At 54.6% G+C, this 22,451-nt stretch carries 23 protein-coding genes and 1 pseudogene; 14 read left to right on the top strand and 10 right to left on the bottom strand.

Annotated features, from left to right (window positions below):
- Nucleotides 1-23: 23 nt before the first annotated feature.
- The 5 genes from moaB (at nt 24) to E2L00_RS06720 (ending at nt 2,519) form a co-directional block, all read left to right on the top strand.
- Nucleotides 24-536 carry a molybdenum cofactor biosynthesis protein B gene (gene moaB / locus E2L00_RS06740; RefSeq protein ID WP_167608775.1) on the top strand — a complete coding sequence of 171 codons (513 nt, stop codon included), beginning with the start codon at nt 24-26 and terminating at the stop codon, nt 534-536.
- A gap of 3 nt (nt 537-539) precedes the next feature.
- Nucleotides 540-1,025 carry a cyclic pyranopterin monophosphate synthase MoaC gene (gene moaC / locus E2L00_RS06735; RefSeq protein ID WP_167608772.1) on the top strand — a complete coding sequence of 162 codons (486 nt, stop codon included), beginning with the start codon at nt 540-542 and terminating at the stop codon, nt 1,023-1,025.
- Nucleotides 1,018-1,263, top strand: a complete 246-nt coding sequence (gene moaD / locus E2L00_RS06730) for a molybdopterin synthase sulfur carrier subunit (RefSeq protein WP_167608769.1) — start codon at nt 1,018-1,020, stop codon at nt 1,261-1,263. The genes moaC and moaD overlap by 8 nt, the downstream gene beginning before the upstream one ends.
- Before the next feature lie 4 nt (nt 1,264-1,267).
- Nucleotides 1,268-1,720 (top strand): molybdopterin synthase catalytic subunit MoaE, encoded by a 453-nt coding sequence (gene moaE, locus E2L00_RS06725; protein ID WP_167609657.1) that lies wholly within the window; start codon nt 1,268-1,270, stop codon nt 1,718-1,720.
- Between the two features lie 88 nt (nt 1,721-1,808).
- Entirely contained in the window at nt 1,809-2,519 is a 711-nt protein-coding gene (locus E2L00_RS06720) for a Bax inhibitor-1/YccA family protein (RefSeq protein WP_167608765.1), read from the top strand.
- Here the strand turns inward: E2L00_RS06720 and E2L00_RS06715 are convergent.
- From E2L00_RS06715 to E2L00_RS06705, 3 genes are read right to left on the bottom strand one after another with little or no spacing between them, the layout of a single operon-like run.
- Nucleotides 2,516-3,535 carry a lysylphosphatidylglycerol synthase domain-containing protein gene (locus E2L00_RS06715; protein ID WP_167608762.1) on the bottom strand — a complete coding sequence of 340 codons (1,020 nt, stop codon included), beginning with the start codon at nt 3,533-3,535 and terminating at the stop codon, nt 2,516-2,518. The two genes, E2L00_RS06720 and E2L00_RS06715, sit on opposite strands and share 4 nt — an antisense overlap.
- Nucleotides 3,535-4,779, bottom strand: a complete 1,245-nt coding sequence (gene clsB / locus E2L00_RS06710) for a cardiolipin synthase ClsB (RefSeq protein WP_167608759.1) — start codon at nt 4,777-4,779, stop codon at nt 3,535-3,537. Before clsB ends, E2L00_RS06715 begins: the two co-directional genes overlap by 1 nt.
- Entirely contained in the window at nt 4,776-5,537 is a 762-nt protein-coding gene (locus E2L00_RS06705) for an endonuclease/exonuclease/phosphatase family protein (RefSeq protein WP_167608756.1), read from the bottom strand. Before E2L00_RS06705 ends, clsB begins: the two co-directional genes overlap by 4 nt.
- Before the next feature lie 133 nt (nt 5,538-5,670).
- Between E2L00_RS06705 and E2L00_RS06700 the strand changes: the two genes are divergently transcribed.
- Nucleotides 5,671-6,078 (top strand): YbhQ family protein, encoded by a 408-nt coding sequence (locus E2L00_RS06700; protein ID WP_167608753.1) that lies wholly within the window; start codon nt 5,671-5,673, stop codon nt 6,076-6,078.
- Here E2L00_RS06700 and E2L00_RS06695 read toward each other — a convergent pair.
- The 5 genes from E2L00_RS06695 to cecR are packed head-to-tail and all read right to left on the bottom strand — an operon-like array spanning nt 6,040 to nt 11,709.
- Nucleotides 6,040-7,146, bottom strand: coding sequence for an ABC transporter permease (locus E2L00_RS06695; RefSeq protein WP_167608750.1), 1,107 nt, complete (start codon nt 7,144-7,146; stop codon nt 6,040-6,042). The genes E2L00_RS06700 and E2L00_RS06695 overlap by 39 nt on opposite strands.
- A gap of 9 nt (nt 7,147-7,155) precedes the next feature.
- A complete protein-coding gene (locus tag E2L00_RS06690; RefSeq protein ID WP_167608747.1) occupies nt 7,156-8,295 on the bottom strand; it encodes an ABC transporter permease in 1,140 nt (379 codons plus the stop codon).
- Nucleotides 8,282-10,030, bottom strand: a complete 1,749-nt coding sequence (locus tag E2L00_RS06685; protein ID WP_167608743.1) for an ATP-binding cassette domain-containing protein — start codon at nt 10,028-10,030, stop codon at nt 8,282-8,284. Before E2L00_RS06685 ends, E2L00_RS06690 begins: the two co-directional genes overlap by 14 nt.
- On the bottom strand, nt 10,017-11,024 hold the full coding sequence (gene hlyD / locus E2L00_RS06680) for a secretion protein HlyD (RefSeq protein WP_167608741.1): 1,008 nt from the start codon (nt 11,022-11,024) through the stop codon (nt 10,017-10,019). The genes E2L00_RS06685 and hlyD overlap by 14 nt, the downstream gene beginning before the upstream one ends.
- Entirely contained in the window at nt 11,014-11,709 is a 696-nt protein-coding gene (gene cecR / locus E2L00_RS06675; protein WP_167608738.1) for a transcriptional regulator CecR, read from the bottom strand. Before cecR ends, hlyD begins: the two co-directional genes overlap by 11 nt.
- A gap of 250 nt (nt 11,710-11,959) precedes the next feature.
- Here cecR and rhlE point away from each other — a divergent pair, with 250 nt between their 5' ends.
- The 7 genes from rhlE (at nt 11,960) to E2L00_RS06640 (ending at nt 20,560) form a co-directional block, all read left to right on the top strand.
- The gene (rhlE, locus tag E2L00_RS06670; RefSeq protein WP_167608735.1) at nt 11,960-13,327 is read left to right on the top strand and encodes an ATP-dependent RNA helicase RhlE; all 1,368 of its coding nucleotides are present in this window, start codon (nt 11,960-11,962) and stop codon (nt 13,325-13,327) included.
- A 248-nt stretch (nt 13,328-13,575) separates the two neighbouring features.
- On the top strand, nt 13,576-14,508 hold the full coding sequence (gene dusC, locus E2L00_RS06665) for a tRNA dihydrouridine(16) synthase DusC (RefSeq protein WP_167608732.1): 933 nt from the start codon (nt 13,576-13,578) through the stop codon (nt 14,506-14,508).
- Nucleotides 14,509-14,907: 399 nt separating this feature from the next.
- Nucleotides 14,908-15,084: a hypothetical protein gene (locus tag E2L00_RS06660; RefSeq protein WP_167608729.1), complete on the top strand. Its 177-nt coding sequence runs from the start codon at nt 14,908-14,910 to the stop codon at nt 15,082-15,084.
- Nucleotides 15,085-15,263: 179 nt separating this feature from the next.
- A complete protein-coding gene (gene surE, locus E2L00_RS06655) occupies nt 15,264-16,154 on the top strand; it encodes a 5'/3'-nucleotidase SurE (protein WP_167608726.1) in 891 nt (296 codons plus the stop codon).
- A gap of 162 nt (nt 16,155-16,316) precedes the next feature.
- On the top strand, nt 16,317-17,159 hold the full coding sequence (gene licT / locus E2L00_RS06650; RefSeq protein ID WP_167608722.1) for a BglG family transcription antiterminator LicT: 843 nt from the start codon (nt 16,317-16,319) through the stop codon (nt 17,157-17,159).
- A gap of 127 nt (nt 17,160-17,286) precedes the next feature.
- Entirely contained in the window at nt 17,287-19,173 is a 1,887-nt protein-coding gene (gene bglF, locus E2L00_RS06645; RefSeq protein WP_167608719.1) for a PTS beta-glucoside transporter subunit IIABC, read from the top strand.
- The gene (locus E2L00_RS06640) at nt 19,157-20,560 is read left to right on the top strand and encodes a glycoside hydrolase family 1 protein (protein ID WP_167608716.1); all 1,404 of its coding nucleotides are present in this window, start codon (nt 19,157-19,159) and stop codon (nt 20,558-20,560) included. Before bglF ends, E2L00_RS06640 begins: the two co-directional genes overlap by 17 nt.
- A gap of 20 nt (nt 20,561-20,580) precedes the next feature.
- On the opposite strand, the gene E2L00_RS06635 is transcribed toward E2L00_RS06640, so the two are convergent.
- Nucleotides 20,581-21,495: a LysR family transcriptional regulator gene (locus E2L00_RS06635; protein WP_167608713.1), complete on the bottom strand. Its 915-nt coding sequence runs from the start codon at nt 21,493-21,495 to the stop codon at nt 20,581-20,583.
- 149 nt (nt 21,496-21,644) lie between these two features.
- Here E2L00_RS06635 and E2L00_RS21560 point away from each other — a divergent pair.
- A pseudogene (locus tag E2L00_RS21560) lies at nt 21,645-21,923 on the top strand (MBL fold metallo-hydrolase); the annotation flags it as partial.
- A gap of 36 nt (nt 21,924-21,959) precedes the next feature.
- On the opposite strand, the gene yohP reads toward E2L00_RS21560, so the two are convergent.
- Nucleotides 21,960-22,043 carry a small membrane protein YohP gene (gene yohP, locus E2L00_RS06630; protein WP_072009412.1) on the bottom strand — a complete coding sequence of 28 codons (84 nt, stop codon included), beginning with the start codon at nt 22,041-22,043 and terminating at the stop codon, nt 21,960-21,962.
- Nucleotides 22,044-22,451 lie beyond the last annotated feature (408 nt).

Here is a 22,451-nt window from a genome sequence, read left to right as displayed (position 1 = left end):
GTCAAAAAATAAGGAGAAGAAGTATGAGTCAGGTAAGCGAAGCGTTCATTCCGGCACGTATTGCCATTTTGACCGTCTCCAGCCGCCGAGGCGAAGAGGATGATACCTCCGGCCACTATCTGCGCGAGTCGGCCGTGGAAGCGGGTCATGAAGTGGTAGACAAAGCCATCGTGAAAGAAAACCTTTATGCCATCCGCGCCCGGGTTTCCCAGTGGATCGCAAGCGATGATGTGCAGGTCGTGTTAATTAACGGCGGCACGGGATTCACCGAGGGCGATCGGGTGCCGGAAGCGCTGCTGCCGCTGTTCGACCGCGAAATAGAAGGTTTTGGCGAGCTGTTCCGCATGCTCTCTTACGAAGAGATTGGCACCTCAACGCTGCAGTCCCGGGCGGTCGCGGGCCTTGCCAACCGTACGCTGATTTTTGCCATGCCAGGCTCCACCAAAGCCTGTCGCACCGCCTGGGAAAATATCATTGTGCAGCAGCTGGATGCGCGCCAGCGTCCCTGTAACTTCCATCCACACATCAAGAAATAGACTATGTCGCAACTGACCCACATTAACGCCGCCGGTGAAGCGCATATGGTGGATGTTTCCACTAAAGCTGAAACCGTGCGGGAAGCGCGCGCGGAAGCCTTTGTCACCATGCGGGCTGAAACGCTCGCCATGATCCTCGAAGGCAGCCATCACAAAGGCGACGTTTTTGCCACCGCCCGCATTGCCGGGATTCAGGCAGCGAAACGTACCTGGGAGCTTATCCCGCTGTGCCATCCGCTGATGCTGAGCAAAGTTGAAGTAAATCTGGAAGCTGAGCCGGAGCACAGCCGCGTGCGTATTGAAACCATCTGCCGTCTGACAGGCAAAACCGGCGTCGAAATGGAAGCGCTGACAGCCGCTTCGGTTGCCGCTTTAACCATCTATGACATGTGCAAGGCCGTGCAAAAAGACATGGTGATTGGCCCGCTACGCCTGCTGGCGAAAAGCGGCGGCAAATCCGGTGATTTTAAGGTGAACGGCAATGATTAACGTTCTGTTTTTTGCCCAGGTACGTGAACTGGTGGACTGCGACAGGCTGCAGCTCAGCGCAGCATATGACGATGTTGAACAGTTGCGTGCCGAGCTGGCAAGCAGAAACGACCGCTGGGCGCTGGCGCTTGAGTCAGGCAAACTGCTGGCCGCGGTTAATCAAACGCTGGTGAGCTTCGATCATCCACTGGCGGACGGCGATGAAGTCGCTTTCTTCCCGCCGGTTACCGGAGGCTAACGGCATGGAAAATACCCGCATCCGCGTCAGCCACGAAAATTTTAGCGTGGGCGACGAATATCTCTGGCTGTCACAGTGTGATGAAGACGGCGCGGTCGTCACCTTTACCGGCAAAGTTCGCAATCATAACCTGGGCGAGAGCGTCAGTGCGCTGACCCTTGAGCACTATCCCGGCATGACGGAAAAAGCGCTGGCGGAAATTGTCGAAGAAGCTCGTCTTCGCTGGCCGCTGCAACGCGTTTCGGTCATTCACCGTATCGGTGAGTTATGGCCCGGCGATGAAATCGTTTTTGTTGGCGTGACCGGCGCGCACCGCAGCTCGGCGTTCGAAGCGGCGCAATTTATAATGGATTACCTGAAAACGCGCGCGCCGTTCTGGAAGCGTGAGGCTACGCCGGAAGGGGATCGCTGGGTCGAAGCACGCGATAGCGATAAACAGGCGGCCAAACGCTGGTAGGAGGCACCCTGTTGGAGTTGTGTTAATCTTAAATATGGTAGGCTTTTAAGCCTGAAATCAGGTTAACGCAATTAACAGAGGTAGCATCATGGATCGATTCCCCCGTTCCAATGACACAATCGTTCAGCAGGCGCGTACCGGCCTGCAGGCATATATGGCGCAGGTTTACGGCTGGATGACCTGCGGGCTGTTGCTGACCGCGTTTATTGCCTGGTATGCCGCTAACACCCCGGCGGTGATGGAGTTTGTCTTCTCCAGTAAGATCACCTTTTTCGGGCTGATTATCGCCCAACTGGCGCTGGTGTTTGTGCTGTCCGGCATGGTGCAAAGGCTGAGCTCAGGCATGGCAACCACGCTGTTTATGCTTTACTCCGCCCTGACGGGGCTTACGCTCTCCAGCATTTTCATTGTTTATACCTATTCGTCTATCGCCAGCACCTTTGTGGTTGCAGGCGGCATGTTTGGCGCCATGAGCCTGTATGGCTACACCACCAAACGTGACCTGAGCGGTTTCGGCAATATGCTGTTTATGGCGCTGATCGGCATCGTACTGGCTTCGCTTGTCAACATCTGGCTGAAAAGCTCCGCGCTTATGTGGGCGGTGACCTACATCGGAGTGATTGTGTTTGTTGGCCTCACCGCCTACGACACGCAGAAGCTGAAGAATATCGGCGAACAGATTGACGTGCGCGATACGCAAAACATGCGTAAATACTCCATCCTTGGCGCATTGACGCTGTATCTGGACTTCATCAACCTGTTCCTGATGCTGCTGCGTATTTTTGGTAACCGCCGTTAGGTCGAAATTTTGTGGTCAGGCCCCTCTTCCTCCGGAGCAGGGGTTTTTTTCTCTTCTTTTTGCATCTTCTTCTCGTTCTTCGCCCGTAGTTTTTTCGCCCGGCTTTCCAACGCCAGATAACAGACGATGGCCAGCAGCAGCGGGGCGATAAAATAGAGCAAACGATAGGCGAGCAGGGCGGCGATAATGGCGCCGTGACTGGTGTGTTCCCCGGCCAGCAGCGCGATAAATACTGCTTCCAGAACCCCGATACCCGCCGGAATATGCACAATAACCCCGACGATGCTGCTTACCAGCAGTACGCCCAGTACGAAGAAGTAGTTTATCTCCTGGCCCAGAAGCAGCCAGATAATGGCGCCCATCGCCATCCAGTTGGCGCTGGAGATGAGCATCTGCGCAACGGCGAACTTAAACGAGGGCAGCACCAGTTTCTGCCCCTTTACCGTCATATGGCGGTGTTTGGCAAAAGCGCAGAACCACAGGTAGGCCACAATTATCGCCAGCAGCACGATGCCAATAATGCGCAGCGTAGTCTGATTGATATACCAGTGGTCAGGCAGTTGCACGACGCCTGCGGTAAAAATCACCCCGCCCAGCAGGATGTAACCAAGCCAGTTGGTGGAAATACTCAAAGAGAAGATACGCGTAATGGTGCTGCCGGGCAGGCCAAGACGCGAATAGAGCCGGTAGCGCATACCGATCCCGCCAACCCAGGTGCTGAGCGTCAGGTTAAAGGCATAGCAAATAAAAGAGACCAGCATGACCTGCCGTTTAGCCAGCTTATGGCCGCAGTAGGCTCGCCCCAGCAGATCGTAACAGCCATAAAGCAGATAGCTTATAATAACCAACCCCACGGCGCTAAAGAGCGCGATGCGGTTGTAGCCGCGGATAACCTTCCACACCTCCTGCCAGTTAACTTTCTGGGCATAAACCCCCAGCAGCACAATCACAGCGATAAAAAACAGCCAGGTAAGGATTTTCTTTGCCTTACGCCATTTGGGGTGTGAGTGCGCCATTACAGTTTTACTCCCTCGTTATCGGAATCTACCCGGTCCTGCGTCTCCATTTCAGGCTGTACGGGCGGTTCTACCAGCGACAGGCGCGGGGTATGCCCGGGCAGCCAGCCCACCAGGGCGGGGAAGTGGCGTAAAAAGTGGAATACCACCACGCTTTTGCCCAGGTTCCACCAGGTACGTTTGGGGATCAGAGATTCATCCACCTGCTGGCAGTCTTCGCTGATTAACTGGCTGAGATTTTCACGTAGCTGCTGATTGAAGTTCAGATCGTAGACTATCAGGTTCGCTTCCAGATTGAGGGAGAGGCTCAGCGGATCAAGATTGCTGGAGCCGACGGTGGCCCAGTGATCGTCCATCAGCGCTACTTTACCGTGCAGCGGCCTGCGCAGGTATTCATAGACATCGACCCCGCCTTTTACCAGATAGTTATAGAGCAGGCGGGCGCCTACTTTCACAATCGGCATATCCGGCTCGCCCTGCACGATAAGCTTTACCTTTACGCCGCGGCGGGCGGCGTTGCGCATGGCGTGCAGCAGCCGGTAGCCAGGAAAGAAATAGGCGTTGGCGATAATCACTTCCTGCTTCGCGTTGCTTAACATTTTCAGATAGTAGCGCTCAATATCGTCCCGATGTTGGTCGTTATCGCGCCAGACAAACAGCGCCTGCGCTTCGCCCGGCATCGGATTATCCTGCGCCCGATGGCGACGGCGGCCCCACCAGCGGCGCGGGCTTTCATGCCCCGGCAGGTTAGAAACCATAAAGCCTGAGATATCATCCACCACCGGCCCTTCAACCCTGACGGCATAGTCCTGCTTCGCCTCCGGACCGTAATCAATCATATGCTCGGCGGAGTAGTTAATGCCGCCGATAAAGGCGAGCTGGCCATCCACCACCACCAGCTTGCGGTGCATCCGGCGGAACACGTTGGTGCGCATCCCGAACAGCGGCGGGCGGGGATCGTAATAGCGAAACTTTACGCCGGCGCTGGTGAGCTGGTTGACAAATTCATCGCTTAAATCGGGAGAGCCGTAGCCGTCGAGCAGCACGTCGATACTTACGCCACGTTTAGCCGCATCCAGGATAGTCTTGTGAAGCCGTTTGCCGACGCTGTCTTCAAACCAGATAAAGGTTTCGAGTATTACCGTATTACGCGCGTTGTCGATCGCTTCAAATACCGCCGGGAAGAGTTCATCCCCATTTACCAGCAGTTCGATGCGGTTGCCGTCGCGCCAGTTATTTTTCATATATGGATCTCCACGGCGAGCGGGGCATGATCGGACAGATGACGCCAGTGACGCAGGTTGAGGGCCGAAGGCGCGCTAACGTGAGCATGTTTGACGTAAATCCTGTCCAGACGTAAAAGCGGCAAGCCTGCCGGAAAAGTGCGAGCCGGGCGGCCATAAGCGCGGGTAAAGACTTCATCCAGCCCGGCTACATTTTTTAGCAGACGATTCGCTTTTTGCCGCCAGTCGTTAAAATCGCCGGCAACCACCACGGGTTCCCCTTCTGGCAACTCATTCACCAGCTTGCACAACATATTCAGCTGCGCCTGACGGTGTTCTTCGCGCAGCCCAAGATGAACGCAAATAACGTGCACGCGAATGCTTTGCTCCGGCACGGTCATCTGGCAATGCAGCATGCCTCGCTTTTCATGACCGTCCACGGAGATATCGCGATTATCAAACTGGGTAATGGGGAAGCGGGAAAGCACGGCGTTGCCATGATGGCCTTCCGGATAAACGGCGTTGCGTCCGTAGGCGAAATCATGCCATACGGTGTCGGCCAGAAACTCATAGTGGCTGCTTTCAGGCCAGTTTTCGAAGCGCACTGAATGGGCTTCATGCGCGCCCATCACTTCCTGAAGGCAGACAATATCTGCCGCTACCGTGCGCACCGCATCCCGGAGTTCCGGCAGAATAAAACGTCGGTTAAACGTGGTGAAGCCCTTGTGTGTATTTATAGTGAGCACTTTAAAGGAAAAGCGCGGAGTCTGATGTGCCATGCCGCTCCCGGTCTTTTTGTATTCCTGATGTAAATAAAGTGTAGTCTTTGTCACAAAAAGAGGGCGGCTTGCGGAATTTTCCGTACACTGGCGTACTCTCAATGACAGGTAAAACCATGCCAGGAGTAAAAACATGAAGTGGCAACAGCGCTTACAGGTGACAACCGGGCTGACTTGTTGGCAGATTATGCTGCATTTTATGGTCGTGGTTGCGCTGCTGGCAGGCTGGAAAATGAAGACGCTTATCCCGGTCGGCGTGGGCTTGTGTCTGCTTTATGTGGCAACGGTTATTATGATGTTCGCCCTGCAGCGCTTTCACAGCGGCAGGCTGCGCGACATCGGTGATTTCCTGGAGGAGTTAACCACAAGCTGGTATTTCGGGTCGGCGATGATTGCTCTTTGGCTGCTGTCCCGCGTGGTAGAAAGCACTTTGCTTATCGCAGTAGCAGGCCTGGTCATGCTTGCCGGGCCCGCCGTCTATTCCCTGCTTGCCAAAGACAAATCAGGCAATTTTGCGACGAAACATCCAGTACGCCGCTGATAGAGTGATGGCCGCTATCACCAGCAGCGGCCACACGCTTCCCCACACAATGTCAAAACTCGCATCCTTCAGGTAAATCTGTTTCGTAATGTCGGTGAAATGCCGGATAGGGTTTATCCAGGTTATATCCTGTAGCCACACCGGCATATTCTCCACCGGGGAAACGTAACCCGAAAGCAATATCGCCGGCATCATAAAGACAAATACCCCGATAAACGCCTGCTGCTGCGTTGAGCACAGCGCGGAGATAAGCAGCCCAAAGCCTACCAAAGACAGGCCGTAAATCAGCATTGTGAAGTAGAACAGCAGCACCGAGCCGGAGAAGGGAATGTGATAGCCCCAAATCCCCACGCCCAGCACGATAGTGGCCTGTCCGATAGCGACAATCAGCGCGGGTACGGCTTTGCCGACGAAAATCTGCCAGGTCGCCAGCGGCGATACCAGAAGCTGATCGAGCGTGCCCTGTTCGCGCTCGCGGGCAACCGACAGCGAGGTGACAATCATCACGCCGATGGTCGTTATCATGGCGATAAGCGACGGCACCACGAACCATTTATAGTCCAGATTCGGGTTATACCAGTTGCGTACCACCAGCTCGCTGTTGTTCGGTTTTGACTGCCCGGTCATTAACTCCTGCTGGTAGTTCTTCACTATCTGCTGCAGATAATTGGCGGCAATCTGGGCGCTGTTAGAGTTACGCCCATCCAGAATGATTTGCAGTTTTGCGGGCTGGTTGCTTGCCAGGCTGCGCGAAAAATCCGCCGGGAAGCGAATCAGCAACAGCGCCTTTTGATTATCGATGGTCGGCTGTATTTCCTGCGGGCTCTTTAACAGCAGCACGTGGTTAAAGGCCTTTGCGCGCGCAAAACGCTGCGTCAGCTCCACGGAATGGCTGCCGTTATCCTCGTTATAAATCGCAATGGTCGCGTTGGTCACTTCAAGCGTTGCGGCAAAGGGGAACAGCACGACCTGTATGATGACCGGCGCAATGAGAATGGCGCGGGTTTGTGGTTCGCGCAGCAGAGATTGCAGCTCTTTGCGAATCAATGTCCATAGGCGATGAAACATAGCTTTCCCTTAATCAAGACGACGTTTGGTTTTCAGCGCCGTCAGGCCGATAAACATCACCGCTGAGGCGATTAAAAACAGCACGTTGACCACCAGCACCGTGGCAATATTCCCCGCCAGAAACAGGCTTTGCAGCGTGCTGACGAAGTAGCGAGCGGGTATCACATAGGTCACCGCGCGAATAATCGCGGGCATGCTGTCAATCTGGAAGATAAAGCCCGACAGCATAATTGACGGCAGAAACGCGGCGTTCAGCGCCACCTGGGCCGCGTTAAACTGATTACGGGTAATCGTAGAGATCAGCAATCCCATGCCGAGCGTACTGAGCAAAAACAGGCTGGTGATAAGAAATAACAGCAGCAGCGACCCACGGTAAGGCACGCCGAGAATAAAGACCGAAACCAGCATACACAGCAGCATCGCCAGCATGCCGAGCACGTAATACGGCAGCAGCTTGCACAGCAATAATTCGCTGCGTGTGACCTGGGTTGACAGCAGCGCCTCCATCGTACCGCGTTCCCATTCACGCGCGACGACCAGCGAAGTCAGGATCGCGCCGATGACCGTCATAATGATGGTTATCGCGCCGGGGATAATAAAATGCTGGCTGATGGCCGCGGGGTTAAACCAGTAGCGCAGCTGCACGTCGATCTGCGGTTCAAAGCTTTCGCCCCGATCTTCCGCGCGCTGCTGTTGCCAGATCTGCCAGATCCCTTCCATATAGCCCTGCACAAAATTCGCGGTATTCGGCTCGCTGCCGTCGGTGATGACCTGAATCGGCGCGGTTGCGTCCGCACGCGCCATGTTCTGCGCAAAATCGGTTGGGATAACCACCATGCCGCGAATTTTCCCCGCCTGCATAAGCCGAATCAGCTCCTGGCGGTTATCGCTGACGGTGGGCTGGATATAGGGCGAGGCGCTGATGGTATGGGCGAAGTCCAGCGCTTCCTCGCTTTGCTGCTCCAGCAGGACGCCCACGTGCAGACGACTGGAATCGAGGTTGATTCCATAGCCAAAAATAAACAGCAGCAGCAGGGGGATCACGACGGCAATTAGCCAACTGCTTGGGTCGCGCACAATCTGCCGCGTTTCCTTCACGCACAGGGCGCGTACCCGCCGCCAGGAGATAATCTGATTATGCTCGCTCATCTTCATGCTCCTTATCCCACTCGTGTATCAGCGTGATAAATGCCTGTTCCATGGTCGGATCGGCCTGCTCGTCGTTCGCCGCCTGTTGCTTAAGATCGTCCGGCGTGCCGCTGGCGATAAGCTTTCCGCGATACACAAGCCCTATGCGGTCGCAGTATTCCGCCTCGTCCATAAAGTGCGTAGTGACCATGACCGTTACGCCTTTTTCGACCATGCTATTAATGTGCAGCCAGAATTCGCGGCGGGTGATCGGGTCAACGCCGGAGGTCGGTTCATCGAGAAAAAGGATATCCGGCTCGTGCATCAGGGAGCAGGCCAGCGCCAGGCGCTGTTTAAATCCGAGCGGCAGGGAATCCGTCGCGCTGTTAAAAATTGGCTGGAGATTAAACGCCTCGCTCATGCTGCGGATCTTTGCTTCCTGATTCCTGCCGCGCAGACCGTACACGCCGGAGAAAAAGCGCAGGTTTTGCTCCACCGTCAGGTTGCCGTACAGCGAAAATTTCTGCGCCATATAGCCCAGGCGCTGTCGCGCCTTGCCCGAGCTGGTTTTTAAATCCATATTCAGCACCAGCGCCTGGCCGGAGGTTGGCACCAGCAGGCCGCACATCATTTTAAAGGTGGTGGATTTCCCCGCGCCGTTTGGCCCCAGCAGTCCGAAGATTTCGCCGCGTTGTACGGTAAAATCCACATGGTCGGTGGCGGCAAAATCACCAAATTTTTTGGTCAACCGTTTGGCTTCGATCACCGTTTCTTCGGGGCTGCCTTCTACGGTATGCAGAATTTTACCGAGCGGCGATTCCTGTTCCCCTGCGCCGCCTAGCAGGTCGATGAACGCATCTTCAAATCGCGGCTCGGTTTGCACGATACGATCGGAAGGCAGCTTCAGCGCCGCCGTCAGCGCTTGGGTGCTGGCGTCTTTGGCGAGGATCAGCCGCACCGAGCGTCCCTGAATCACACCGTCGCTCACCTGTGGCAGCTTCAGTGCCCGTTGCAGCAGCTTGCGGTTGTTTTCTTCGCCGTGGCTCACCAACAGCGAACGCCCGGCCATCTTCTGCGTCAGCTCTTTCGGCGCGCCGTGATACAGCAGCTCGCCTTCATTCATCAGCAGCACCTCGCGGCACTGTTCGGCTTCGTCGAGATAGGAGGTGCTCCATAAAATCAGCATCCCTTCGCCCGCCAGCTCATGCACCATCTGCCACAGTTCGCGGCGTGAGATAGGATCTACGCCCACGCCCGGCTCATCAAGTAGCAGAACTTTTGGCTGGCCGACCAGCGTGCAGGCAAGACCAAGCTTCTGCTTCATGCCGCCGGAAAGCTTTCCCGCGAGGCGCGAAGTGAACGGCCCAAGGGAGGTAAATTCCAGCAGGCGCCTGAACGTTGTTTCACGTTCTTCGCCCGTCACGCCGCGCAGGTCAGCGTAAAGCTTGAGGTTTTCCATCACCGTTAAGTCTTCATACAGGCCGAATTTTTGCGGCATGTATCCCAGCACGGCGTGCAGGGCGCGGTCGTCTTTTAACGGGTCCAGTCCGATGACGTCCGCGCTTCCCTCGGTTGGTTTAAGCAGCCCTGCCAGCATGCGCATTAATGTGGTTTTACCCGCGCCGTCCGGCCCCACCAGACCGGTGACCTCGCCCGCGTGGATTTCACAGTCAAGGCTTGCCACGGCAGGCTTATCCAGCCCCGGAAAGCTTTTCATCAGCCCGCGCAGGCGGATGATGCCGTCACTGCTGCTCATGCTGCGTTCCATCGTTAAAGCTGACGGTGACCGGCATGCCCTGGCGCAGCGAGTTGTCCGCGTCGGTGACGATAATGCGCAGGCGATAGACTAAATCGGTGCGCAGGTCTGGCGTCTCAACCGTTTTCGGCGTGAATTCAGCGGTCGGGGAAACAAATCCTATTTTGCCGCGGTAGGGTTTATCGGGCCGTCCGTCGGTATAAATCTGCACTTCCGTGCCGGGCTGCGCTTTGTGCAGGCTGACTTCGTTCACATAGGCTCGCACCCAGACCGGACGCGTCAGGGAAAGCGTCAGCACCGTGCTTCCGGCGTTCAGCATGCTGCCGGGCTCTACGGCGCGGGTCAGTATCGTGCCGTCGGAAGGGGCGATAAGCGTGGTGTCCTGTAAATCCAGCTGCGCCTGTGCGAGCTGTGCTTTGGCCTGTTGCAGGCTGGCCTGTGCCTGAGCGATCTCCTGCGGGCGGTTACCGGTGCGGTACTGGTTGAGTTTGTCCTGGGCGGCTTTTAGCGTGGCTTTAGCCTGGCTGCTTGCGGAGCGGGCGTTTTCCAGATCGTTAGCGGAAACCACGCGTCTGGCCCACAATCCCTGCTGGCGCTGATAAAAATTCTGCGCATAGTCGTAAGCGGCCTGCGCCTGGTTGACCTGCGCCGCGGCCTGGGAAATTTCTTCATCGCGGTAGCCCGCAATCACCAGATCGAATTTAGCCTGGGCGGCCGCAACGTTGGCTTCCGCCTGTTGTAAAGCGTTCTGATACGGGCCTTTATCCAGCTCGCCAAGGGTTTCTCCGGCTTTAACCGCGTCGCCTTCATCCACTTTTAGCGTGGCGAGACGCCCGCCTGCGCGAAAGCTCATGTTGACGGTGCGAATATCCACGTTGCCGTAGAGCATCAGCGGTTTCTCCCGTTCGCTTTGATACCACAGCCAGCCGCCAGCACAGACGGCCAGCAGCGCAATAAGCACTATCACCACAACGATGGGCTTTTTATTTTTCATCGCACGCTCTTCCTCGCTCAACAGATAATCCCTGCAGGATGAAATCGACGTGGCTTAGCACCACATCGCTGATTTGCTGCACGCCAGCCTTATCGAACGTCGTCCAGCCGGTGCGTAATAAAATCGTCTCGCGCCCTAAGCGGAAGGCAAGAACCTGTCCGAGTAGAGCGTGGGTGTGCAAAATGGTTTCGGTATCTGACGGATCGCGGCCCGTGTAGCTGCCCACGAGGCTTGTGAGATACATATGCATCGGCGCAATTACCCGCTCGTGAATGAGCTGGTAGGCGGGCGTCGGCGAAAGCTGCTCGCGCGAGATAAATTTGCTAAAATTCAGCGTTTCATCGGCGGTGAGCAGGCTAAGCATGTGTCCGCAGGCGGTGTGAATAAGCTCGCGGATTTGCGCTTTGTCCGGTTCGGGCCGGCTAAGAATAGTCTCGGCACTTTGCACGTGCGGCTGGAAGTTGTGGCTGATGAAATCCGCAATCCATCGGGCAGAAGCCATATAGAGCTCTTCTTTGGAGCCGAAATAATAGGTGATGGCCGCAATATTTTGCCCGGCAAGGGCGGCGATATCACGCGTGGTAGCGTGCAGGCCATATTCGCCAAACTGAGCAATAGCGGCATTGATAAGGGTATTTTTAGCCTGTTCACCGCGGGAGGTGACGGGTGCCGACGTGGCGTTCATACCGACCTCTTAAAAAGTTAATCAATCGATTGATTAAGAGTATGCCGTTACTCGCACGCCGTCCAGCGGCGAGTCATTATGCTGTGAAAGGGCGATAAAGAGAGAAATTGTGCGGAGTATCACAAAAGCTGCTACACTGCGCCTCTTACGGCACCGTGGTTTGTGCCCCTCTACTCGCCAGGAGACTGGCGTCATATGAACCCCTGGAAACTACACCGCGCATCGCGGTCAGGGCGATTCTGGAGTACCTATGTCTTTTGATTCTCTCGGCCTGAATGCCGATATTCTGCGTGCGGTGGAAGAGCAGGGCTATCGTGAGCCTACCCCAATCCAGCGCCAGGCGATCCCGGTAGTATTAGCAGGCCGTGACCTGATGGCCAGTGCCCAGACCGGCACCGGCAAAACCGCAGGTTTTACCCTGCCGCTGTTGCAACGTCTGGTGGACAACGAGCCGCATGCGAAAGGCCGTCGCCCGGTGCGCGCCCTGATCCTGACGCCAACCCGTGAGCTGGCCGCTCAGATTGGCGAAAACGTGCGTGATTACAGCAAATATTTAAACCTCCGCTCGCTGGTAGTTTTCGGCGGTGTGAGCATTAATCCGCAGATGATGAAACTGCGCAGCGGCGTAGACGTGCTGGTGGCAACCCCTGGCCGTCTGTTAGATCTGGAACATCAGAACGCCGTGAAGCTGGACCAGGTCGAAATCCTGGTGCTTGATGAAGCCGACCGCATGCTGGATATGGGCTTTATCCACGATATTCGTCGCGTGCTGGCAAAACTGCCCGCTCGCCGTCAGAACCTGCTGTTCTCTGCAACATTCTCAGACGACATTAAAGGGCTGGCAGAGAAACTGCTGCATAACCCGGAAGAAGTATCAGTGGCGCGTCGCAATACGGCCTCTGAGCAAGTTACTCAGCACGTTCACTTTGTTGATAAGAAACGTAAAAGAGAGCTGCTGTCGCAGATGATTGGCGAGGGCAACTGGCAGCAGGTGCTGGTCTTTACGCGTACCAAACACGGTGCCAACCATCTGGCTGAACAGTTGGGTAAAGACGGTATTACCGCCGCCGCCATCCATGGCAACAAGAGCCAGGGTGCCCGTACCCGCGCGCTGGCCGATTTCAAAAGCGGCGGTATTCGCGTGCTGGTAGCAACGGATATCGCGGCTCGCGGTCTGGATATTGAAGAGCTGCCGCACGTGGTGAACTACGAGCTGCCGAACGTGCCGGAAGATTACGTGCACCGCATCGGGCGTACCGGTCGTGCTGCGGCAACAGGCGAGGCGCTGTCTTTGGTTTGTGTTGATGAACACAAACTGCTGCGTGATATCGAGCGCCTGCTGAAACGCGAAATCCCGCGCATGGCGATTCCGGGCTATGAAGTGGACCCTTCTATTCCTGCCGAACCTATCGTAAACGGTCGCCAGCAGCAGCGTGGCGGCGGTCGCGGTGGTCAGGGCCAGGGTCAACGTCGCGGCGGGAACGGCAACAGCAGTGCGCCGTCCGATCGCAGCGGTGCGCCGCGTCGTCAGTCCCGTCCTCAGGGCGAGGGTGCTGCTAAACCGGCTGGTGCGAACGGCCGTCGTCGTCCGCCTCGTAAGCCTGCCGCATCTAACTAATCTTCGGCTTTGCCAATGTAAAAAGAGGCGCTAACATAGCGCCTTAGATTGCTGACAAAGAAGGAGAAAGCGTGGTTTTCCTTCTTTGTGGTTATCAGCCGAAAAGCGTGGTTTCTGGATGTTTGGGTAAACCATACATCATAATCCTTTGTTTTTACTAGCGTAGATTAACTTGCTCTTACGAAAGATAATCTTTGTTAAAGGTTTCAGGCGCTAACATAGCGCCTCTTTTTTTACCGGAAAACATAATGCGTGTCCTACTGGCGCCGATGGAAGGCGTTCTCGACTCTTTGGTTCGTGAATTGCTCACCGAGGTGAACGACTACGACCTGTGTATCACCGAGTTTCTGCGCGTGGTCGACCAGCTTTTGCCGGTAAAATCCTTTCATAAACTTTGCCCGGAGCTACTGCACAACAGCCGCACGCCTTCCGGCACGTTAGTGCGTGTTCAACTTCTGGGCCAGTATCCGCAATGGCTGGCAGAAAATGCCGCGCGCGCCGTTGAGCTCGGTTCGTGGGGCGTGGATCTCAATTGCGGCTGCCCGTCCAAACTGGTTAACGGCAGCGGCGGTGGCGCAACGCTGCTTAAAGATCCTGAGCTTATTTATCGTGGCGCAAAAGCCATGCGTGAAGCGGTTCCTGCGGCATTGCCGGTGACGGTCAAAATACGCCTTGGCTGGGCGTGCTGCGCCCGGCAGTTTGAAATAGCCGACGCGGTGCAGCAGGCTGGTGCTACGGAGCTTGTGGTCCACGGGCGTACGAAGGAAGACGGTTACAAAGCAGAGCTTATTAACTGGGCCGCAATCGGCGAAATCCGCCAGCGGTTATCCATTCCGGTGATCGCTAACGGTGAAATTTGGGACTGGCAGAGCGCGCAGGACTGTCTCGCGGCAACGGGTTGTGATTCGGTAATGATCGGCCGCGGCGCGCTAAACGTGCCAAATCTGAGCCGGGTCATCAAATACAATGAACCGCGTATGCCGTGGCCCGGAGTCGTGAAACTGCTGCAAAAATACAGCCAGCTCGAAAAGCAGGGCGACACGGGCATGTATCATGTCGCGCGTATTAAGCAGTGGCTGGGTTATCTGCGCAAAGAGTACGCTGAGGCGACAGAATTATTTAGTGAGATCCGCACTTATAAAACCTCGCCTGAGATTGCGCGTGCAATAGGTGCGTTGTAATTAAGAGAAAAATAAACGATTCACGCAATTTTCTCTGCGTTCTGTTAATACTATTTCTTATATGCGACAAAGTATTTGCCGTTCGATGTTAAATGGCTCACATTTTTAGTGGCTATTCTTTTTTTGTGCTGGATAATGAATAATTCCGGTGATAGGGTGTGCCGGTAGAGTAAATACAGGATTGTTACTGTCTGACAGGCAAAACCTAATTTTCTGAAGCCATTTGGCTTTTCAGGATTTAGGTTTTTTTGCTTTTATTTTGCGCCTGATATACAGGGTTTTTATTTCTTACAGTAAATACGCTTTTTGTACCGAGGAAGTTGTAAAGGGAGTCGCTAATAGAGGACGGTTTTTCCGATGCCTTATTTATCAGCAGGCAAGAATAACAGGATGTTTATTATGTTCTCATATAAAAAACCGGTGCCTGGTATTACCTTAATGGCAGAGTGCGGCGTTATTCACCCGTTCACACAGCATTTTTCAACCGGCGGTCTGGTGGATAATAGCCGCCTGGATCTTACCCATTCGCTGTATGGGACCCGGGCGGATACCTCTCCCGGAATACTCCGCAGGTAAAAGGATTAACTATTTTCGCAGGATTTGGTCCTGGCTATAGCTGGAAGTTAACCCCAAAAATAACGCTATCCTCATCAATGATAAAAAAGCTTTAATCGAGCTAAAGGCGTAGGTGCGGCTGGACGCGTGGAATATAAATTCAATTTGTTCTGATAAATAAATACAAGGAAGTCAAAATAATGAAAAAACATCTAACCGTAGCGCTGATTGCATTGTTAACTACGGGCGGAGCCCAGGCGACGGAACGGGCAATGCGTATCCTGCTGGTCAACGATGATGGCTGCGAATCCGTAGGCACTACCTCCCTGCAGGATAAGCTGACGGCGAAAGGGTACGACGTGTGGATGGTCGCTCCGGCCACTAACCAAAGCGGCATTGGTTCGGCAATTACTTTTAAGCCGAATAAGATTTTTGCTGTGAAAAAGATCGCGGAAAAACGCTACTGCTTCCCGGGCACGCCCGCTGATGCCGTTGACTTTGGTTTACTGGGCCTGCTTAAGGATCAGCCTGTGGACCTTGTCATTTCCGGCGTGAACGACGGTCCTAATACCGGCGTGGCGCAGCTTAACTCAGGCACCATTGGCGCAGCCGCAAGGGCAGTACGCTATGGCTATCCAGCGATCGCCGCCAGCATTGGCTACATCCTTAGCGAAGACGAAATGAAGGCCGGCTGGCCCAGCACGCACAAATACTGGCCTGATGCCGTTGACTATGTGGCAGACCTGGCGGATACGCTGGCTAAAAACTGGCAGCCGGGAAAAGCGCTGTTGCCTGCCGGATCGGGGTTAAGTATTAATTATCCCGCGCTGGCAAAAAACGCCATTCGCGGCATCAAATATGTAGAAAACGAACGTAATCCGCTGCCGCAGCACTTCTATAAAATTCTGCCGGACGGTAAAGCGCAGCAAATCATGAATGAGAAAGTGCTGACGCCGGTGGATACGGATACCGATACGGGCTGGTTGAACAGAGGCTACATTGCATGGACGATATTTGACGGCGAGTGGAATGCTCCGCAATTTGAAGCGCAGTATCGCCAGCTGTTTGCCGGACAGCCAGAGGCCAGGTAATCTACTGCGGCGCGATCTCTGTCACGCTTTCTGCTTTCGTGGCTTGAGCCATATTTCCTTTATGATACGTTCACTTAGATGGATTGTTACTGCATTTTGCAGGCAAAACCTGATTTTCTGGCCCCAGGCTGGAGGTCAGGTTTTTTTGTTTCCGGGATAGCAATGAAAATCACCAAAATATTGAACAATAACGTGGTGGTGATCCTTGATGAGCACCTTCGCGAACGGGTGGTCATGGGGCGCGGGCTGGGGTTTCAGAAACATACCGGAGATACGCTGGACCCGCATAAAATTGAAAAGGTCTTTGCTCTGCAAAGCGATGAACTGGTGGCGCGCTTAAGCGAGCTGTTAAGCCAGATTCCGCTGGAGGTCATAACCACCTGCGATCGCATTATTGAATTGTCGCGTCAGCGCCTGGGCAAACTGCAAGAGACGTTGTACATCACGCTGACCGACCACTGCCACTTTGCCATTGAAAGGCAAAAGAAGGGCGTAGCCATTCGTAATGTGCTGTTATGGGATATTAAGCGGCTATATCCGAAGGAATTTTTGCTGGGCCTGGAGGCGCTGGATATTATTGAAAAGCGCCTCGCCGTACGGCTTGCGGAAGATGAAGCGGGCTTTATCGCGCTGCATCTTGTCACCGCCCAGCTCGACAGCGAAATGCCAGAAGTGATGCACGTGACGCGGGTAATGCAGGAAATCCTCCATATCGTGAAGTATCAGCTTACGCTGGAATACGATGAAGGAAGCCTGAGCTATCAGCGTTTTGTTACGCATTTGAAGTTTTTCGCCCAGCGCATGCTGAACCGAAGCGTAGTGGCAGACGACGATGCAACGCTGCACGCTGCGGTGAAAGATAATTATCCGCGCGCCTGGCGTTGTGCAGAAAAAATTAACCGGCATTTAGCCGCTGAATATCAGCGTGAGCTAACGACAGAAGAGATTATGTTCCTCGCCATCCATATTGAGCGAGTGCGTAAAGAGGGCCGCAAGGCTTCTTAAAAACGGATTGCTACTGCTTCGGCAGGCAAAACCTGAGCGTCGGTTCCCCCCGGGAGGCTGGCCTCAGGTTTTTTGCATTTTACTCGGTCGCACATAGCCTGCGGGCAATAAGTGAAAGGAATGAATTATGGCGTATCAAGAACTTGCGAAGGATATTCTGAACCAGGTTGGCGGGCGCGAGAACATAGCGAGCCTGGTGCATTGCGCCACGAGGCTGCGCTTTAAGCTAAAGGATGGGAAGCTTGCAGACGCGGCGGCGCTTAAAAAGCATCCCGGCGTGATTATGGTGGTGGAAAGCGGCGGGCAGTTCCAGGTCGTGATAGGCAACCATGTACATGATGTTTACCGCTCGGTGTGCGCACAGGCGGGCATCATCGAAGAAACGGCCCCGCAGATAAATAACGAGGGAAAGGTTAACTTACTGAATCGCCTGATAGATATCGTCTCGGCGATTTTTACCCCGTTCCTTGGCGTAATGGCCGCTTCCGGTATTCTTAAAGGGCTACTGGCGCTGTCGGTTGCCTGTGGCTGGATGAGCGTGGCGTCAGGCACTTACACACTTTGGTTTGCCGCCAGCGATAGTCTGTTTTACTTCTTTCCGCTGGTGTTGGGTTACACGGCGGGCAAAAAATTTGGCGGCAGCCCTTTTGTCACTATGGCGATTGGAGGCGCGCTGACGCATCCGGTGGTGCTGCAAGCTTTTGAAGCGGGTAACCAGGGCAAGGCGGTAAGCGAGCATTTTCTTGGTATACCCATTACCTTTATTAATTACAGCGCGTCGGTGATCCCGATTATCCTGGCCGCATGGGTGAGCTGCTGGCTTGAGAAGCGCTTCAACAAACTCCTGCCGTCCGCCGTGCGTAATTTCTTTACGCCGCTATTTTGCCTCGCCATTGTCGTTCCGCTGACGTTCCTGTTGATTGGCCCGGCGGCGACCTGGCTGAGCCAGATGCTGGTGAACGGTTATCAGGCGATTTATGCCTTTGCGCCGTGGCTTGCGGGGGCGGCGATGGGCGCAGCCTGGCAGATTTGCGTCATCTTCGGCCTGCACTGGGGACTGGTGCCGTTAGCGATAAACAACCTCAGCGTGCTTGGCTATGACACGCTAGCCCCCTTGCTGCTGCCAGCGGTTATGGGGCAGGTTGGGGCAACCCTTGGCGTATTTCTGCGTACCCGCGATATACGCCAGAAAGCGCTGGCTGGCTCAGCGTTTACTGCCGGCATCTTCGGTATTACCGAGCCTGCCGTGTATGGCGTAACGCTGCCAAATCGGCGTCCGTTTATTTTCGGTTGCGTAGCCGGAGCCATCGGCGGGGCGATTGTAGGGTTTAGCCACAGCATGGTCTATTCATTTGGCCTTGCCAGCATTTTTACCTTTACACAAATAATTCCGCCTGGCGGGCCGGATGCCAGCGTATGGGGAGCTATTATCGGCACAACCGTCGCGCTGGTGCTGGCTTGTGTCATGACGTGGTTTGCAGGTTTACCGCGCAGCGAAAAAGCTGACGACGTCGTTAAGATGAGTGAAAACGAGATTCTCGCGCCGATGAGCGGCACTGTCCTTGCGATAGATAAGGTTCCGGATTCCACCTTTGCCAGCGGTCTGCTGGGTCAGGGGGCGGCCATTATTCCACTCAGCAATCGGGTTATCGCCCCGTTCCACGGTGAAGTTGCCTCGCTGTTCCAGACGCGCCACGCCATCGGTCTGCTCAGCGACAGCGGCATTGAACTGTTGATTCATATAGGCATTGATACGGTAAGACTGGATGGAAAATATTTCACCGCTCATGTTAAACCAGGGGACAAATTTAAGCCGGGCGATTTGCTTATCGAGTTTGATCGTCAGGCTATCCTGAAGGCGGGATACGATCTCGCCACGCCGGTTATCGTCAGTAACAGCGATGATTATGCGGCCGTCAAACGCGAGACGAGCAGTAGCACCATCGATTCAGGCATGCCGTTCCTGACGGTAAGCCGCTTAACAAAAGGAGAAGTCAATGAAAGCATTTCCTGAGACGTTTTTGTGGGGCGGCGCAATTGCCGCAAATCAGGTAGAAGGCGCATGGCGGGAAGGCGGCAAAGGGATCTCCACGTCCGATGTCCAGCCGCACGGTGTTATGAGCGAAGCTGTCGAGCGCGAGCCGGGTGATTTCGGCATCAAAGACGTAGCCATCGATTTTTATCATCGCTACCCGGAAGATATTGCGCTGTTCGCGGAAATGGGGTTCGGATGCCTGCGTGTGTCTATTGCCTGGGCGCGTATCTTTCCTCAGGGGGATGAGCAGACGCCAAACGAAGAAGGCCTGGCTTATTACGATCGCCTGTTTGATGAGCTGGCGAAGCACAACATCACTCCGATGGTGACGCTGTCCCATTATGAAATGCCGTGGGAACTGGTAAAGAAATATGGCGGCTGGGGCAGCCGTGAACTGATTACTTTCTTCGAGCGCTATGCGCGTTCGGTGTTCACGCGTTATAAAAACAAAGTGAAGCTGTGGCTGACGTTTAACGAAATCAACATGTCGCTGCATGCGCCGCTCACCGGCGTGGGGCTGGAAGGGAAGCCGGGTAAAAAAGAAATCTATCAGGCTATTCATCATCAACTGGTGGCAAGCGCGCTTGTGGTGAAAGCCTGTCACGAGATAATCCCGGACGCCCGTATCGGCAACATGCTGCTGGGTGGCCTGATGTATCCGCTGACCTGCAAGCCGGAAGATATGCTGGAAACCCTGCAGGAAAATCGTTCCTGGCTGTTCTTTGGCGATGTGCAGTGCCGCGGTGAATATCCTGGTTATATGCTGCGTTACTTCCGCGATAACGGCATTGAACTGGACATCACCGAAAGCGATCGCGAAGCGCTGAAATCCACCGTCGACTTTATCTCATTTAGTTACTACATGTCCGGCTGCGTAACGGCGGATGAAGAGGTGAATGCTAAGGCGCGCGGCAACATTCTGAGCATGGTGCCAAACCCGCATCTGGCAAGTTCTGAGTGGGGCTGGCAGATAGATCCGATTGGCCTGCGCATCCTGCTTAATGAACTGTGGGATCGTTATCAGAAACCGCTGTTCATCGTGGAGAACGGGCTGGGAGCAAAGGACAAGCTGGAAGCCGATGGCACGGTGCATGACGATTACCGCATCAGCTATCTGAACGACCATTTAGTGCAGGTGGGAGAAGCCATTGAAGACGGCGTTGCGGTGCTCGGTTATACCTGCTGGGGGCCGATCGATCTGGTGAGCGCTTCTAAAGCAGAGCTTTCTAAACGCTATGGTTTTATCTACGTTGACCGCGACGACGAGGGTAACGGTACGCTTGCGCGGACGCGTAAGAAAAGCTTCCACTGGTACAAAGAGGTTATTGCCACCAACGGCGGGAGTCTGAAGGAGCATGCCGGATAAGCCTGCGCCATCCGACATGGTTATTGAACCAGACGCTTAATAAAGCCACGCATCCACATCAGCGCCGCATCGCTGTTATGGCGCTGATGCCATAATAATGCCACCTCAAACGGCGCCACCTCGAGCGGTAACGGACTGCTTTGTAAGCCCCATGTCTTCTGCCAGTTTTCACTCAGCCCTTGCGGCACGGTTGCCAGCGCGGGCATTTGCATTAGCAGGCCGGGCAGAGCGGCGAAGTGCGGCGTGGTGTAACAAACCTCTCGCTGATGACCAATTTTTGCCAGTAGCGTGTCGATACGACTGTTTGTGGCTTCCCGATAGCTCACCAGCACGTGCTGCTGTGCGGCGTAAGCCGCAGGGGTTAAAGGCGCTGCAGGCTGAAGCTGTGAAGGATGCCAGAGGGTAACAAACTCCATCGGCGTGAGGATTTCCCGCTCCATCCAGCGTGCGGACTGGTTTGCCACGCTAATCGCCATATCCAGATCGCCGCCTTCCAGACGTTGTGCATCGGTAAACGGATCGCTTGCCACCACGTTCAGGCGCACGCCCGGCGCTTCTGCACGCAGGGCGGGCACCAGAAGCGGCATTAGCCACATTTCTACCCAGTCTGTCATGCCGAGGGTGACGGTGGTTTTCGCGTTGGCTGGATTAAACTCTGCCTGCTGAAAGAGGGCGCTTTGCAGCTGTTCCAGCAGCGGCATCAATTCGGCGTGTAATTCAGTGGCGCGGGCGGTGGGCTGCATGCGATGGCCGCTGCGAATAAAAAGAGGATCGTCGAACATGTCGCGCAGGCGCGCTAACGAACCGCTTACCGCAGGCTGGCCGAGATGCAGTTTATCCGCTGCCAGCGAAACGCTCTGTTCGCGAAATAACACCGCAAAGGCGATAAGTAAATTGAGGTCGATTTTACGGAAATCATTCTCTTTGATAGTCATTATTTCTCCAATCAATTGGAGTGATAATAAAGCCCTGGCGATACTGTCCGCAAGCTCCGCTCACTTTCTGCGGACAAGCTGCAAACGTCACTGACAATTTTAGCGCCGATCGCTGGCTGAACCCGGCCAGCATTAACAAGAGGAAAGCCAGCGTCATTTATCGCGTCAGCAACGGCGGGCAAACCATCATGCTGTGGGGCGACATTATTCATGTCAAAGGGTGCAGATGCCGGATCCGGACGTGGCATTGCATTTCGATGTGAATCGGGAAAAGGCGATAGCAACCCGAGAAAAAGTGCGCAAAGAAGTGGCCCGGAAGGCGTTTGGATTGCGGCAGCGCATATTTCATTTCCGGAAAGTGGGCATGTTCAGAAACAAGGAGGCCCCGTTGGGTGCCGGTAAATTACAGCGCTAAGGCTAAGAGATAAGAACGGTGCCACGGGAGTGGCACCCGCTCGCTACCATCAGAAAATCATTTTGAATACGCCGGTGACAACCAGTAAGCCAATAATAAAGATGATTAGAACTGCCCATAAAATAATTTTCATTAATGCTCCCTATCTTTTGGCTGATGTTCAGTCAGTATAGGCAAGGATGCGCGAGGCGGGGAAAATTGCCTTCCCATAAGAAGGTGAACCCAAGGAAAAATGCAGGTGCCCGGCCAAATAAACCGTTATTTATCTCTTGGCGGTATAATAATCTAATTATCTTCTATTTTTGAGATATGCATCCCTTAAAAACCAAAGCTGCTTAACCGGGGGCGTCCGGGCGTCGGCCCGGCGGCCTTTTGCGCCACGCTGGATGAATGGTACCGGAGCCGGCTGCGCATGTATCAATGCTGCGGTGAAACCGGGCCTGCAAGCCTTGCCTTGCTCAAAGCCACAAACAGTAAATGAGCGACGCCCTGAAGAAGCAGTTGCCAGAAGATGAAGCCGGACGCCAGCGGGCAGCGACTA

Source organism: Cedecea colo (genome assembly GCF_011808225.1).
Lineage (GTDB): Bacteria > Pseudomonadota > Gammaproteobacteria > Enterobacterales > Enterobacteriaceae > Dryocola > Dryocola colo.
This window is presented reverse-complemented; position numbering and strand designations above follow the sequence as displayed.

Bases quoted from the DNA above. Each gene is read 5' to 3' on its own strand.
- hlyD (WP_167608741.1), bottom strand. From the start codon at position 11,024: ATGAAAAATAAAAAGCCCATCGTTGTGGTGATAGTGCTTATTGCGCTG.
- E2L00_RS06685 (WP_167608743.1), bottom strand. From the start codon at position 10,030: ATGAGCAGCAGTGACGGCATCATCCGCCTGCGCGGGCTGATGAAAAGC.
- E2L00_RS06715 (WP_167608762.1), bottom strand. From the start codon at position 3,535: ATGGCGCACTCACACCCCAAATGGCGTAAGGCAAAGAAAATCCTTACC.
- E2L00_RS06640 (WP_167608716.1), top strand. From the start codon at position 19,157: ATGAAAGCATTTCCTGAGACGTTTTTGTGGGGCGGCGCAATTGCCGCA.
- E2L00_RS06690 (WP_167608747.1), bottom strand. From the start codon at position 8,295: ATGAGCGAGCATAATCAGATTATCTCCTGGCGGCGGGTACGCGCCCTG.
- rhlE (WP_167608735.1), top strand. From the start codon at position 11,960: ATGTCTTTTGATTCTCTCGGCCTGAATGCCGATATTCTGCGTGCGGTG.
- moaD (WP_167608769.1), top strand. From the start codon at position 1,018: ATGATTAACGTTCTGTTTTTTGCCCAGGTACGTGAACTGGTGGACTGC.
- E2L00_RS06705 (WP_167608756.1), bottom strand. From the start codon at position 5,537: ATGGCACATCAGACTCCGCGCTTTTCCTTTAAAGTGCTCACTATAAAT.
- moaC (WP_167608772.1), top strand. From the start codon at position 540: ATGTCGCAACTGACCCACATTAACGCCGCCGGTGAAGCGCATATGGTG.
- E2L00_RS06660 (WP_167608729.1), top strand. From the start codon at position 14,908: ATGTTCTCATATAAAAAACCGGTGCCTGGTATTACCTTAATGGCAGAG.
- E2L00_RS06720 (WP_167608765.1), top strand. From the start codon at position 1,809: ATGGATCGATTCCCCCGTTCCAATGACACAATCGTTCAGCAGGCGCGT.
- E2L00_RS06695 (WP_167608750.1), bottom strand. From the start codon at position 7,146: ATGTTTCATCGCCTATGGACATTGATTCGCAAAGAGCTGCAATCTCTG.
- licT (WP_167608722.1), top strand. From the start codon at position 16,317: ATGAAAATCACCAAAATATTGAACAATAACGTGGTGGTGATCCTTGAT.
- E2L00_RS06635 (WP_167608713.1), bottom strand. From the start codon at position 21,495: ATGACTATCAAAGAGAATGATTTCCGTAAAATCGACCTCAATTTACTT.
- moaE (WP_167609657.1), top strand. From the start codon at position 1,268: ATGGAAAATACCCGCATCCGCGTCAGCCACGAAAATTTTAGCGTGGGC.
- moaB (WP_167608775.1), top strand. From the start codon at position 24: ATGAGTCAGGTAAGCGAAGCGTTCATTCCGGCACGTATTGCCATTTTG.
- E2L00_RS06700 (WP_167608753.1), top strand. From the start codon at position 5,671: ATGAAGTGGCAACAGCGCTTACAGGTGACAACCGGGCTGACTTGTTGG.
- dusC (WP_167608732.1), top strand. From the start codon at position 13,576: ATGCGTGTCCTACTGGCGCCGATGGAAGGCGTTCTCGACTCTTTGGTT.
- clsB (WP_167608759.1), bottom strand. From the start codon at position 4,779: ATGAAAAATAACTGGCGCGACGGCAACCGCATCGAACTGCTGGTAAAT.
- bglF (WP_167608719.1), top strand. From the start codon at position 17,287: ATGGCGTATCAAGAACTTGCGAAGGATATTCTGAACCAGGTTGGCGGG.
- cecR (WP_167608738.1), bottom strand. From the start codon at position 11,709: ATGAACGCCACGTCGGCACCCGTCACCTCCCGCGGTGAACAGGCTAAA.
- surE (WP_167608726.1), top strand. From the start codon at position 15,264: ATGAAAAAACATCTAACCGTAGCGCTGATTGCATTGTTAACTACGGGC.
- yohP (WP_072009412.1), bottom strand. From the start codon at position 22,043: ATGAAAATTATTTTATGGGCAGTTCTAATCATCTTTATTATTGGCTTA.